Source organism: Rhizobium sp. SG_E_25_P2 (genome assembly GCF_029892285.1).
Classification (GTDB): domain Bacteria; phylum Pseudomonadota; class Alphaproteobacteria; order Rhizobiales; family Rhizobiaceae; genus Rhizobium_E.
In genome coordinates this window covers 1-12,989 of the sequence record NZ_JARXVM010000009.1, presented here as the reverse complement: position 1 = coordinate 12,989, position 12,989 = coordinate 1, and the positions used below count along the sequence as shown (strand labels likewise).

Annotated in this window: 10 protein-coding genes and 1 pseudogene; 5 read left to right on the top strand and 6 right to left on the bottom strand. The window is 61.9% G+C overall.

Translation table 11 applies throughout. The features are described from left to right. Position 1: 1 nt before the first annotated feature. Positions 2–922, bottom strand: coding sequence for a LysR family transcriptional regulator (locus M2360_RS13695; protein ID WP_280775737.1), 921 nt, complete (start codon positions 920–922; stop codon positions 2–4). 177 nt (positions 923–1,099) lie between these two features. On the opposite strand from M2360_RS13695, the gene M2360_RS13690 reads away from it, so the two are divergent. From M2360_RS13690 to M2360_RS13680, 3 genes are all read left to right on the top strand, one after another. Beyond that, complete coding sequence (locus tag M2360_RS13690; protein ID WP_280775949.1) at positions 1,100–1,897, top strand: alpha/beta hydrolase; 798 nt, start codon at positions 1,100–1,102, stop codon at positions 1,895–1,897. 58 nt (positions 1,898–1,955) lie between these two features. Further along, positions 1,956–3,173 carry an efflux RND transporter periplasmic adaptor subunit gene (locus tag M2360_RS13685; RefSeq protein WP_280775736.1) on the top strand — a complete coding sequence of 406 codons (1,218 nt, stop codon included), beginning with the start codon at positions 1,956–1,958 and terminating at the stop codon, positions 3,171–3,173. Positions 3,174–3,299: 126 nt separating this feature from the next. Next, positions 3,300–6,548 (top strand): efflux RND transporter permease subunit, encoded by a 3,249-nt coding sequence (locus tag M2360_RS13680; RefSeq protein WP_280775735.1) that lies wholly within the window; start codon positions 3,300–3,302, stop codon positions 6,546–6,548. Positions 6,549–6,675: 127 nt separating this feature from the next. On the opposite strand, the gene M2360_RS13675 is transcribed toward M2360_RS13680, so the two are convergent. From M2360_RS13675 to M2360_RS13655, 5 genes are all read right to left on the bottom strand, one after another. Further along, complete coding sequence (locus tag M2360_RS13675; protein WP_280775734.1) at positions 6,676–7,455, bottom strand: SDR family oxidoreductase; 780 nt, start codon at positions 7,453–7,455, stop codon at positions 6,676–6,678. Then, positions 7,448–8,311 carry an aldose 1-epimerase gene (locus tag M2360_RS13670; RefSeq protein ID WP_280775733.1) on the bottom strand — a complete coding sequence of 288 codons (864 nt, stop codon included), beginning with the start codon at positions 8,309–8,311 and terminating at the stop codon, positions 7,448–7,450. The genes M2360_RS13675 and M2360_RS13670 overlap by 8 nt, the downstream gene beginning before the upstream one ends. After that, the gene (araH, locus tag M2360_RS13665; RefSeq protein WP_280775732.1) at positions 8,308–9,258 is read right to left on the bottom strand and encodes an L-arabinose ABC transporter permease AraH; all 951 of its coding nucleotides are present in this window, start codon (positions 9,256–9,258) and stop codon (positions 8,308–8,310) included. Before araH ends, M2360_RS13670 begins: the two co-directional genes overlap by 4 nt. Positions 9,259–9,269: 11 nt before the next feature. After that, positions 9,270–10,784, bottom strand: coding sequence for an L-arabinose ABC transporter ATP-binding protein AraG (gene araG / locus M2360_RS13660; protein ID WP_280775731.1), 1,515 nt, complete (start codon positions 10,782–10,784; stop codon positions 9,270–9,272). Positions 10,785–10,861: 77 nt separating this feature from the next. Next, positions 10,862–11,845, bottom strand: a complete 984-nt coding sequence (locus tag M2360_RS13655; protein ID WP_280775730.1) for an arabinose ABC transporter substrate-binding protein — start codon at positions 11,843–11,845, stop codon at positions 10,862–10,864. 184 nt (positions 11,846–12,029) lie between these two features. Between M2360_RS13655 and M2360_RS13650 the strand changes: the two genes are divergently transcribed. Together M2360_RS13650 and M2360_RS13645 are read left to right on the top strand one after the other, a co-directional pair. After that, positions 12,030–12,770, top strand: a complete 741-nt coding sequence (locus M2360_RS13650; protein ID WP_280775948.1) for a FadR/GntR family transcriptional regulator — start codon at positions 12,030–12,032, stop codon at positions 12,768–12,770. A 51-nt stretch (positions 12,771–12,821) separates the two neighbouring features. Next, positions 12,822–12,989, top strand: a pseudogene (locus M2360_RS13645) (D-galactonate dehydratase); the annotation flags it as partial.

Below are 12,989 nucleotides of genomic sequence, written 5' to 3'. Positions count from 1 at the left end.
ATCAGGAAAAGTTGTCGTTCTTCATCGCTTGGTTGCCGAGTAGTTTGACGAGCCAGTCGACGAAGACGCGGACCTTGTTGCTCAAATGCCGGTTGGACGGATAAACGATATAGAGCGGCAGAAGCTCGCATGACCAATCCGTGAGAACAGGGATCAGCCGTCCATCGCTGAGTTCTTCCCGGATCATAAAATGCGGCAGTTGCGCCACGCCGAGACCGGCGAGCGCTGCGGCGACATAGCTGCGCGCGTCATTCAGCGAAAGAAGATACCGTCCCGTCACCTCGATCGTCTCACCATTGCGTGTAAATTCGAACGGAAGCGTACGGTTGGTCTGGGCGCGGAAATAATTGACGCAATAATGAAGCGTTTCAAGCTCGGCGGGTGACTGTGGAACACCGTACTTGTCGAGGTAAGCAGGCGCCGCGCAGGTCAAGATGGAAATCTCCGACACGCGACGGGCAATTAGCGATTGATCACTCGGGGCGCCGGCCCTGAGCGCGCAATCAACGTTTTCCGCAAGATAGTCGACAGTTCTGTCACCCACGCCAAGATCGAGGCGGATATCGGGATAGGCTTTGGCGAAGTCGCAAAGCGCCGGAATGACGATCCAGTCGGCAAAAGCGCCCGCCATCTCGACCCTCAGCCTCCCGCTCGGGCTGGTCGTGGAGTTGGAAAGGCTTCTATCCAATTCATCGACTTCCGAGATGATTCGGACGGCGCGTTCGTAATAGAGCGCTCCATCAGTGGTGACGACGACGCGCCGTGTTGTGCGATTGAGCAATTGGGTGCGCAAATGCGCTTCCAGTCCCTGGATGAGATTGGTGACGGTCGCCTTGGGCATGCGGAGCGCGTCGGAAGCGCGGGTGAAATTCCCGGTTTCCACCACACGGATGAATGCGCGCATCGCCGAGAGCTGATCCATGGCGTCTGTCTTTCCGGTCTCGGTCGTTTGTGCAACGCGATATTATTCGAATTTTCGAACAGTGATGGCAGAATTCCGGAACTTGTTCAACCATTCAAACCAATCTACATTAAAGCCACAAAAGACGAGCACATTGGGTCCGGGGCGTGATAATGCAGCAGCATGAAAGCGAAGACGATGCCAGTGGACGTGAAAGACATGGTGCTCGACAAGGTGGCCATCGGCCCCGTGTCGGCGCGGATCTATCAGGGCGCAGAGTTCAGCAAGGGGCCGCCGGTTCTTCTGTATTTCGGAGCCGGCTCCTTTCTCGGATCGCAGATCCAGAACAATGCGGCGGCGGAATGTCTGGCTAGCGTCGGCGCGATCGTTGTCGTGCCGGATTATCTCGCCCCTCTTGGCGGGGTGTTTCCCAAGCCGCTGGAGGTTGGCTTTTCGATATTTTCCTATCTCGCCAAGAAACGGGCGGGATTGGGCGACCGGAAGTCTCTGTTGCTGATCGGCGGCGAGGAGGCCGGAGGTAATATCGCCGCGGCCGTGGCGTTCAAGGCGCGGGATCATCTGGCGCGGGAACTGGATGGACAGGTTCTGCTGTCGCCCATGCTGGACCCCTTCATGGGCTCCGCATCGATGCGTGAGGCCGACTCGGTGGGTATGCGGGATCGGTGGGCGGAGGGCTGGAGCCACTATCTGAGCGCAGGAGTCTGCCATCCATACGCAGCCCCCTGTCTCTGCTCGCGCATGACCGGCGTCGCGCCGACGCTTCTGGCGACATCGGATGATGACCCGTTGCGCGAGGAGGCTATGGGTTATGCGGAGCGCCTGAAGCAAGCGGGCAATCACGTTCGCCAACATCTGCATCCCGCCGGAGCAGGTTGGCCTGAACTCTACGGCGGACTATCCGGCCACGCGCCATCGTGGGCGGAGAGCCTTCGCCAGCATTTCGCGGACTTCGTTCACGAACTTGGCGCCGGCTGATTGACGATGAAACTCTACTGAGCCCGGGGCCTCCTCCCGGGATCGCAAGGAGAAATCCATGACAACGAACAGCAAGCGCTGGGCCCTCGCGGGCGCCGGCCTGGGACTGGCTGCGTCTTTGGCGGCCGCGACATTTTTCTTCGAGCTGCCCAGCGGGACCGCCGCCGCCGCTTCCTCGACGCCTGCGGCGCCGCCGGCCGTTCCGGTGACCGTCGCGGTCGTCGAAGGCAAGAGCATCACGGCGTGGGAAGAGTTTTCCGGGCGGCTGGAAGCCGTCGAACGCGTGCAAATCCGTCCACGCGTCTCCGGGGTCATTCAGTCCGTCGCCTTCCGTGAAGGCGCGCTCGTGAAAGCCGGCGACCTGCTTTTCACCCTCGATCCGGCGCCCTATGAAGCCGCTGTCGCCCAGGCCGAGGGGCAAGTCGCCTCCGCCCAGGCGCGCGTAAGCCTCGCCCAGCTACAACTGGATCGCGGCCGCAAGCTCACCGAAAATAAGGCTATTTCGCAAAGCGATCTCGACGAGCGACAAAATGCGCTCACCGAGACCGAGGCAGGCCTCCGCACAGCCGAGGCAGCGCTACGGACAGTCTCGCTCAATCTCGGCTACACCAAAGTTCGCGCCCCCGTATCGGGCCGTGTCGGCAAGGTGGAAATCACCGTCGGCAACCTTGTGGAAGCCGGCGCCACATCTTCGGCGCTGACGACGCTGGTCTCCATCGATCCGATTTATGCGAGCTTCAATGTCAGCGAGGAAACGGTGACCCGGGCGTTGGCCGAGCTTCCCGCTCCGGCCGCAGCATCGCCAGCCCTCGACCAGATCCCGGTAGAAATTGGCACGATCGCCGACAAGGGCACCCCGATCAAGGGACGCCTGCAATTGATCGACAATCAGGTCGACAGTTCGAGCGGCACGATCGCAGTGCGCGCTGTGTTCGACAATCCGGGCGGCCGCTTGATCCCGGGCCAGTTCGTGAAAGTGCGCATGGGCCAGCCGAAGGCCGAAAAGAAGATCCTGGTCAGTGAACGCGCCATCGGCACGGATCAGGACAAAAAATTCGTCTTCGTCGTCGAAGCCGACAACACGGTGGGCTACCGCCAGGTCACGCTCGGCTCGGCGTCCGAAGGCATGCGTATCGTCGAAAATGGCTTGCGCATCGGAGACCGGATCGTCGTCAACGGTCTGCAGCGCATAAGACCTGGTGTCGTGGTCGCTCCTGAGGTCGAAAAGACCGCAGCGCTCGCGACCAATGAGACTGTCTCCACGCCGCAGCAATAGCCGCATCAGCCTCCCGCCTGACCCAGGGTCGGGAGGCGCTTCCATCGTCGTAGACTCCCTGTTCGGCGCGTCGCGCGACCGAGGCGGACTGCTGCGCCCTATATTTTCGTTGAAGAGGGTTCCTCCATGAACATCTCCCGATTTTTCGTCGACCGCCCGGTATTTGCCGGTGTGCTGTCGGTCCTGATCGTGGTCGCCGGCCTTTTGGGCATGAGGGCGCTGCCGATCTCCGAATATCCCGACGTGGTTCCGCCGTCCATCGTCGTTCGCGCCACCTATCCGGGGGCCAATCCCAAGGTCATCGCGGAAACGGTGGCGACGCCGCTGGAAGAACAGATCAACGGCGTCGACGGCATGCTGTATATGTCCAGCCAGGCGACTTCGGACGGCGTCATGACGCTGACCGTCACCTTCAAGCTCGGAACCGACCCGGACAAGGCTCAGCAACTGGTGCAGAACCGGGTGTCGCAGGCCGAGCCGCGCCTGCCGGAAGAAGTCAAGAATATTGGCGTCACGACGGCAAAGAGTTCTCCCGACCTTATGATGGTCGTCAATCTCATTTCGCCCGACAATCGCTATGACATCACCTATCTGCGCAATTATGGCGTGCTGAACATCAAGGACCGCCTCGCCCGCATCCAGGGCGTGGGCCAGGTGCAGATCTTTGGTTCGGGCGATTATTCCATGCGCGTCTGGATCGACCCGCAGAAAGCCGCCGAGCACGGTCTCGCGGCCAGCGACATTACCAGCGCCATCCGTCAACAGAATGTGCAGGCCGCCGCAGGCGTCATCGGCGCTTCACCCAATCTTCCGGGCATTGACGTGCAGCTGAACGTCAATGCGCAGGGCCGCCTGCAGACGCCGGAGGAATTCGGCGACATCATCGTCAAGAGCGGCGAAGCAGGTCAGATCACCCGCCTGCGCGATGTCGCAAGAGTAGAGCTGGGCGCAGCCGACTATTCCCTGCGTTCTCTGCTGGACGGCAAGGCCGCCGTCGCTATTCCCGTCTTCCAGGCTCCCGGCTCCAACGCCATCACCATCTCCGACGAGGTCGTCAAGACCATGAACGAGTTGCAGGTGGCGATGCCGGAAGGCGTGAAATACGAAATCGTCTATGACACGACCAAATTCGTGCGCAGTTCGATCGAGAAAGTCGTCGATACGCTTCTCGAAGCCATTGCGCTTGTGGTGCTCGTCGTCATCCTGTTCCTGCAGACTTGGCGCGCCTCGATCATTCCGCTGATCGCGGTGCCGGTGTCGATCATCGGCACATTCGGGGTCATGTACGCCTTCGGCTTCTCCATCAATGCGCTCAGCCTGTTCGGCCTGGTGCTTGCCATCGGCATCGTTGTCGATGACGCGATCGTCGTGGTTGAAAATGTCGAACGCAACATTGAGAATGGTCTGTCCCCGCGCCAGGCGACCTATCGCGCCATGAAGGAAGTGTCGGGCCCGATCATCGCCATTGCCCTGGTTCTGGTCGCGGTGTTTGTGCCGCTCGCCTTCATCACCGGCCTGTCGGGCCAGTTCTACCGCCAGTTCGCGCTCACCATCGCCATCTCGACGGTGATATCGGCCATTAATTCGCTGACCTTGTCGCCCGCGCTCGCAGCGCTCTTGCTGAAGGGTCACGATGCGCCGAAGGACTGGCTGACGCGCGGCATGGACTTTCTATTCGGCTGGTTCTTCCGGGGCTTCAACCGCGCCTTCGGCGCAAGTTCCAGCGGCTATGGGCGAAGCGTGGGCGGCCTTCTTTCCCGCAAGAGCCTGGTCATGCTCGTCTATCTGGCGTTGGTCGGCGCGACTTACGGTCTGTTCAATTCCGTACCGGGCGGCTTCGTGCCGGCGCAGGACAAGCAGTATCTGATCGGCTTTGCGCAATTGCCCGACGCCGCAACGCTCAACCGCACTGAAGACGTGATCAAGCGCATGAGCGACATCGCGCTGGCCGAGCCGGGCGTCGAACACGCCATCGCCTTTCCCGGTCTGTCGATCAACGGCTTCACCAATTCCTCCAATGCCGGCATTGTCTTCGTGACGCTCAAGGATTTCGACGAACGCCGGACGCCGGATCTTTCGGGCGGCGCGATCGCCATGAAACTGAACCAAAAGTTCGGCGCGATCCAGGACGCCTTCATCGCCATGTTCCCGCCGCCGCCGGTGCAGGGGCTTGGCACGACGGGCGGCTTCAAGCTGCAGCTCGAAGATCGCGCCGGTCTCGGCTATCAGGCGCTCGACGAGGCCACCAAGGCCTTCCTCGGCAAGGCCTATCAGACGCCTGAGCTGGCTGGCCTGTTCTCAAGCTATCAGATCAATGTGCCGCAGTTGTTTGCCGATATCGACCGCACCAAGGCCCAGCAATTGGGCGTGTCGGTGACGGATGTGTTTGAGACGCTGCAGATTTATCTCGGCTCGCTCTATGTCAACGACTTCAACGCATTCGGTCGCACCTACAGCGTCCGCGCCCAGGCGGACGCCAAATTCCGCGCCACGGCTGAGGATATCGGCCAGCTCAAGGTGCGCTCGGCGTCGGGCGAAATGATCCCGCTCTCGGCGCTGCTCAGGGTCGACGCCACCACCGGCCCGGAGCGGACCAACCGCTATAACGGCTTTCTCGCCGCAGACATCAATGGCGGCGCGGCGCCCGGCTATTCCTCCGGGCAGGCCCAAGCGGCCGTCGAAAAAATCGCCGCCGAGGTCCTGCCCAAGGGCGTCAGCTTCGAATGGACGGATCTGACCTATCAGCAGATCCTCGCCGGAAGTTCTGGGGTGCTAGTGTTTCCGCTCGCGCTGCTTCTGGTCTATCTCGTTCTGGCGGCGCAATATGAAAGCCTGACGCTGCCGCTGGCGATCATTATGATCGTACCGATGGGCGTGTTGGCCGCCTTGGCAGGCGTTTGGCTCACGGGCGGAGACAACAATATCTTCACCCAGATCGGTCTGATCGTGCTGGTGGGGCTATCGGCAAAGAACGCCATCCTGATCGTCGAATTCGCCCGCGAACTGGAATTCGAAGGCCGCACCCCTGTGCAAGCGGCCATTGAATCCAGCCGTCTTCGCCTGCGCCCGATCCTGATGACGTCGATGGCCTTCATCATGGGAGTGGTCCCGCTGGTGATCTCCACCGGCGCCGGCGCCGAGATGCGCGCCGCCATGGGCGTTGCGGTGTTTTCGGGCATGATCGGCGTCACCTTCTTCGGCATCTTCATGACGCCGGTATTCTACGTGCTGGCGCGTCGCATCACAGGCAACAAGGCGCTGACACAGCACACGGACCAGAAGCTGGCGCAGAATGTCGAGGCGGTCGACGCGGAGATGTCTGGATCGGCGCATTCCTCGCATGGCAAGCCCCAGTCGCTCTTGCCCGCTGCGTGAGGCGGCCTACGTTTCAAGCGCCTCAAACTGAGTAGAAAAACAGGAGCCGGACGCCTCGACGCCCGGCTCCTTTGCAATTTTGAGCTGAAGCCCTCGGGCCAGTGAACGCGATCTCAGCGCCAAGTGATTATGCCGGATGGTGCAGGATGCTCAGTCCGCCATCAACGGTCAGGCAGGCGCCGGTCATGAAACGGCATTCGTCCGATATCATGAACACCGCGGCCATGGCGATTTCCTCGGTCTCCGCGATGCGTCCGCCGGGATGCAGTTTCATCGTCTCGGCCTTGGCGGCTTCGGGATCCGGAAAACTGTTCCAGTAATCGATCACCTTCTGGGTCGCCACATAGCCCGGCGCCAGCGCATTCACCCGCACCTGGCGTGGCGCATATTCGATGGCGAGCGACTTGGTGAGCCCTATCAGCGCATGCTTTGCGAGCGGATAGGGAAATGTGTGCGGGATGATGGTGAAGGCGTGCGTGGAGGCGATGTTGAGGATAGCGCCCCCTCCTGCCACAAGCATATCCGGCAGCACCGCCCGGCAACAGTTCCAGGCGCCCTTGAGATTGACGTCGAAGCAGCGCGACCAGTCTTCGTCTGTGGAGGCCAGCGGCTCAGAAAAGACATTGACCCCGGCATTGTTGACCAGCGCGTTGATCGGCCCGATCTCCTCTTTCGCCTGCTCCACGGCATGGGCGATCGCAGCCGTGTCGGTAATGTCGGCGACATCGCTCGTCACCCGCGCGCCTCGCGCCCGCAGCGTCTCCACCGAAGCAGCCAGCAGATCGCCGTCACGGTCGATCAGCAGCAGCGCCGCGCCTTCCCGCATAGCCGCCTCGGCGATGGCGAGGCCAATACCCTGGGCGGCGCCGGTGATCATGATCCGCTTGCCGGTCAACCTGTCAGCCAAGATCGTCTCTCCTGAAATCTATCGTCACGTTCGATTGCATCGCCTCTCCCGGCTCCAACAGCCGCAGGCCGCCGAATTCAGGCTGATGATGCCCGTTCGGCAAATGCGTCATCGTCTCCCAACAGAAGAAGCCCGCCTCCGGGCTGGGAGCATAGAGCATGGCGACGCTATGATCTCTAGCCGTCATCATGGCGGAGACGCCACGCTCAGGCCAGTGGATCCGGGCCACGCCATCCCAGCCATCGAAGGCGTTGTTGAGGAAGCGGTCGGGAAGATATGCGCCCACTCGGGGATCGAGATCGGCAGGCGGCGCGGTTCGCGCATCCGGCAAATGTCCCGCCCGCTCCGTCCAATAGCCCGAAACCTGCGCCTTGATGCGCAGGTCCGGCGTGCGGAGAAAAAACGGATGTTGTCCGAGACCGAACGGCAAAGCCTCCTCGCCTTGGTTTCGCACGGACAGGGACAGCGACAGGCGGGCGCCGGTGACAGATAGGGTCTGTTCGGCGGAATAGACGTAGGGCGTCCCATCGCTGGGAAGTTGCCGCAGTGACAGCGTGATCCGGTCGCCTTCCATCTCTCGAACAGCCCAGGTCCCCATCCAGCCATCACCGTGAAGATAAAGCGGATCGCTGCTGTTCGGGGTGAAACGGTAGGTCTTGCCAAGGCGCTCGAACTGGTTGAATTCGACGCGATTGCCGAAGGGAACAAGCGGAAAGCAGCTCAGATCCGCCTTCACCCCGCCGACCGGCGGCATGATCTCCAAACCGTCAAACCGCACTGCGCCTAGCCCGCCTCCCTGCAACGAGACCGAGGTCTCGATCCTGTCGGAAGCGAGCCTGAGCAGCGCCGTCGTCACTTCTGCCGGCCTGCCGCCGACATGCGAAGATTGTCGAGCAGCACCGCGATGAGCAGGATCAGGCCACGTACGAGATACTGGTAGAAGGCCTGGATATTCAGCAGGTTCATGACGTTTTCGGCAATGCCCATAATCATCACGCCGATGAAGACGCCCGTCATCGTCGCCCGTCCGCCGGCCAGCGAGACGCCGCCGAGCACGCAGGCGGAGATGACCGACAGCTCCAACCCGGTCGCAGCATTCGGCTGGCCCGAGGTGATGCGCGAGGCGAGCAGCACGCCCGCCACGCTGCAAACCAGGCCCTGCAGCGCAAAGATCCAGATGCGCATGCGCACGACATTGACGCCCGCCAGTCGCGACGCCTCGGGATTGCCGCCGATCGCCAGCGTGTTCTTGCCGAAGACGGTGCGGTTGAGCAGGAAGCCGAAGACGATGAAGAACAGCGCCATGACCCAGATCGGCGTGGGGATAGTGAGGAAGCGCGACAGCGCCAGCTGGTAGAAGGCGGGGTCATTGATGCCGACGGCGCGGCCATCCGAGGCGATCAGAGCGAGACCGCGCACGATCTGCATGGTGGCGAGCGTGGTGATCAGCGCATTGATACGGAAGCGGGCGATGACCACGCCATTGACCGCTCCCACGGCGAAACCGCAGAGGATGGCGGCGGCGACGCCGATCAGGATCGAGCCGGAGGCGTTCGAGGCCATGACCGCCACCATGCCCGAAAAGGCCACGATCGAGCCAACCGACAGGTCGAAATCACGCGACGCCAGGCAGAACATCATGGTGCAGGCGACGATGCCGATGGTGACGACGGATTGCAGCAGGCCCAGCACATTGCGCTCGGTCAGGAAGTTCGGCACCGTGAGCGAGACGATGACGAAGGCGAGCGCGAAGATCACGAGCAGGCCCTGTTCGCCGAGCAGGATTTTCTTCAAAGCGGACATTGGTCTTTCCATCAAGAATGAGCGGCCTTTACGACTGCCTCATCGGGCAGCGCAGCGGCGAGAATGGTTTTTTCGTCGAACTGGTCGCGGGTGAATTCAGCGGACTTTTCGCCGCCGCACATCACGATGATGCGATCGGCAATGCCCATGATCTCCGGCAATTCGCTGGAAATGGCGATGATCGCCATGCCGTCCGACGCGAGGCCATAGAGGATGTCGTAGATCTCCGCCTTGGCGCCGACATCGATGCCGCGCGTCGGCTCGTCGATGATCAGCGCCTTGACGCCCTGTTCGGACAGCCAGCGGCCGAGAATGACCTTCTGCTGGTTGCCGCCCGAGAGATTGACGATGTCCTGTCGGCGCGAGGGCGTGCGGATGCGCAGCGTCTGGATGAAGCGGTCGGCGAGGTCCGCCTCCTGCTTCGGCTTGATGACTCCGAGCGGCGAGAAATGCCGGCGGGACGAGATGGAAATATTCTCCTCCACCGACCGCCCGTGAATGATGCCGTCATGTTTGCGGTCTTCCGGGCAGAACACCATACCCGCCCGGATGGAGGCGCCGGGACTGTCGGGCGTGATCGTCACGCCGTCAAGACTGACGCGGCCGGACGAGCGTTGATCCGCGCCATAGACCAGACGCGCCATTTCAGACCGACCAGCCCCGATAAGGCCGAAAAAGCCGAGAATCTCACCTCGCCGCACCGAAAAACTGATGGGATGGCGCAGGCGCGCGCCCGAGAGGGCCTCGACCTTCAGCCTGTCATTACCAAGCGGACGGCCTCGCCAGCCCCAGATATTGCTGATCTCGCGGCCGACCATCTCGCTGATGATCTGGTCGCGGCTCACGCCGTCGAGGGTGGGATGATGGGCGGCGAGCTTGCCGTCGCGCAGCACGGTCATGCCGTCGCAGAGCCGGAAGATCTCGTCGAGCCGGTGGGAGACATAGAGAATGACCGCGCCAGCCGCCCGGAGGCGGTCGATCAGCGCAAACAGGATTTCGCTTTCACGCGAGGAGAGCGACGAGGTCGGCTCATCCAACGCGATTACGCGCGCTTTCACCATGACGGCCTTGGCGATTTCCACCATCTGGCGTTCGCCGATCGACAGCGAACCCACCTTGCGGTCGGGATCGATGTCGACGCCCATCTCGCCGAGCCGCGCCTTCACCGTCTCGCGCATCGTCTTGCGGTCGATGACGCCGAAGCGGCCGGGAAAGCGGCCGAGCCAGAGATTTTCCGCCACCGTCATGTCAGGCGCGAGCTGGAGCTCCTGATGGATGACCACCACGCCGGCCGCAAAGGCGTCGCTGACAGAGCGGTAGACCTGCTCGCGGCCGTCAATGTTGATCACGCCCGCGTCAGCGGACTGATCACCCGAGAGAAGGCGGATCAGCGTCGATTTACCGGCGCCGTTCTCACCCATAAGCCCATGCACCACGCCCCGGCGAACGCCGAACGATACGTCCGACAGGGCCCGCACGCCCGGATAGGTTTTAGTCAGTCCGGAAAATTCCAGATAATCGGCCATGCGCCTCGTCCCCCAGAAAACCCCGGCGAAGGTCGCCGGGGCCGTAAGATCGCGTTTCGGGTTTGACCCGAGGCTGATTACTCGATGCCGAGGTCCTTGCGGACGACCTGGTAATTGTCGCGCAGCGCGAGCTGGCCGGCGGTCAGCGTCAGCTTTTCCGGCTCTTTGCCATTGGCGATCCACTCATACATGTTCATCGCCGTCTCGTAACCATGGCGCTTCGGCGAGATGATCACGGTGCCAAAGAAGCCGGTGGCCTCAGGCTTCTTGAACTCGTTGATGGCGGAATCCGCGCCGCCAATGCCGATGCCGATGAAGTTGTCGGCGGTCACGCCGACCGATTCCGCAGCGCGCACCGCGCCCAGCACCGCCTCGTCATTGAGGCCGACCGCGATCCACTTCTTGATATTGGCGTTCTTGTTGAGCACCACGGTTGCGGCGTTCAGCGCGGCTTCGGTGTCAGTCTTGGCCTGCGGCGCGTTGAAGATATTGGCTTCCGGGAAACCATTGGCCTTCAGCACCGAAAGCGCGCCCTCGACGCGATCCACCGCAGTCGGCAGTTGGTCGTAGGACACGCGGATTGCGCCGACATCCTTCAGGTCCCAGCCACGCTTCTTCATTTCGTCGACGATCGCCTGACCGACGGCTTCGCCGATCTTGGTGGCGGAAATGCCCATATGCGGCACGTCTTCGAGCGGCGCGCCGGAGGCGTCGACCAGACGGTCGTCAACCGTCATGACCTTGAGATTGTTGGCAGCAGCCTTGGCGACGATGCCCGGGCCAAGCTTGACGTCAGGCGTGCAGATGATGAAGCCCTGAGCGCCCTGGGCGCCGAGATTGTCGATCGCCGACTGGACCTTTTCGCCGTCTTCAGCGCCGATCTTGACGACGGTGAAGCCTTTTTCCTTGCCGGCCTGGTCAGCGAATTTCCATTCGTCCTGGAACCAGGGCTCTTCCGGCTGCTTGACGATGAAGCCGATCTTCACGTCCTCGGCAAATGCCGAGACGGCGCCGGTTACGGCCATGGCGCCGGCGAGCAGTATCGTGGTCAGAATACGCATGAAGTCCTCCCTTGTGATGTCACTGCCTCTCCCGCAGTCATCCTTTTGTAGAATGAATCATCATATCCGTCAATTCATGTTGTATGATGAATGCAGACGTTTATAATGCGACCCTGATGGAGACGGGTTGACGAGATGGCGCACGCCGCGCATTTCTCGTGATCTGGGGGAGACGAATGTGGAAATGATCGAGGAAATGCCGCCAGTGTCAGAGGCTGGCCCGCGCCGACCCAGGGTGAGAGAAAGCGTCGTCGGGGCGATTGCGCGGGACATTTGTTCCGAAATTTACCCCGAGGGAACATTCCTGCCGCGCGAAAACGATCTCTGCGAGCGTTACGGCGTCAGCCGCACTGTGATCCGCGAGGCGATCAAAGCGCTCGAATCGCTCAGGCTGGTGCGCAGCCGCTCGAAGGTCGGCACCGTCGTCTGCCCCAAGACCGAGTGGAACATCCTTGATCCGCGCGTGCTCGACTGGATCGGGCCGGAAATCTTCGAATCGGACCTGCTCTCCTGCATTCTCGAGGCGCGCCGCGCCATTGAGCCGGCCGCCGCCGACATGGCCGCCGCCCGCGCCAGCATGCAGGACATTGCCGAACTCGAACGCGCCTGGCGCGACATGCGCGACAGCGAAGGCGATCTCGAAGCCTTCACCGAAGCCGACGCCCGCTTCCATGTCTGCCTGCTCAAGGCCAGCGGCAACCGCGTCTTCCTGCAGATGGCCGGGATCATCGAAGCCGCGCTCCGCTTTTCGCTGCATGCCTCCAACGAAGCGGTCGAGCGGCATGACGAGGCGATCGACATCCATTTCGAACTCGTGGAGGCGTTGAGGCTGAGGGATCGCGCCGCCGCCGCCGACTGTTCCAGGCGGATGCTGGACATCGCGGAGCGCGACCTAACTGCCGCCGTCAAGCGCCGCAAGAGCTGATCCCAAACAAATGAAAATCGTGGCCGGGCCACATCAACAGAGACTGCAACGATGAAAATCACCAAGCTGACCACCTATATCGTGCCGCCGCGCTGGTGCTTCCTGAAGATCGAGACCGATGAGTGCGTCACCGGCTGGGGCGAACCCGTGGTCGAGGGCCGCGCGCTGACGGTGGAGGCCGCCGTGCATGAGCTGGCCGACTACCTGATCGGCAAGGAC

Bases quoted from the DNA above. Each gene is read 5' to 3' on its own strand.
- M2360_RS13650 (WP_280775948.1), top strand. From the start codon at position 12,030: ATGATCGAGGAAATGCCGCCAGTGTCAGAGGCTGGCCCGCGCCGACCC.
- M2360_RS13695 (WP_280775737.1), bottom strand. From the start codon at position 922: ATGGATCAGCTCTCGGCGATGCGCGCATTCATCCGTGTGGTGGAAACC.
- M2360_RS13685 (WP_280775736.1), top strand. From the start codon at position 1,956: ATGACAACGAACAGCAAGCGCTGGGCCCTCGCGGGCGCCGGCCTGGGA.
- M2360_RS13690 (WP_280775949.1), top strand. From the start codon at position 1,100: ATGCCAGTGGACGTGAAAGACATGGTGCTCGACAAGGTGGCCATCGGC.
- M2360_RS13680 (WP_280775735.1), top strand. From the start codon at position 3,300: ATGAACATCTCCCGATTTTTCGTCGACCGCCCGGTATTTGCCGGTGTG.
- araG (WP_280775731.1), bottom strand. From the start codon at position 10,784: ATGGCCGATTATCTGGAATTTTCCGGACTGACTAAAACCTATCCGGGC.
- M2360_RS13655 (WP_280775730.1), bottom strand. From the start codon at position 11,845: ATGCGTATTCTGACCACGATACTGCTCGCCGGCGCCATGGCCGTAACC.
- araH (WP_280775732.1), bottom strand. From the start codon at position 9,258: ATGTCCGCTTTGAAGAAAATCCTGCTCGGCGAACAGGGCCTGCTCGTG.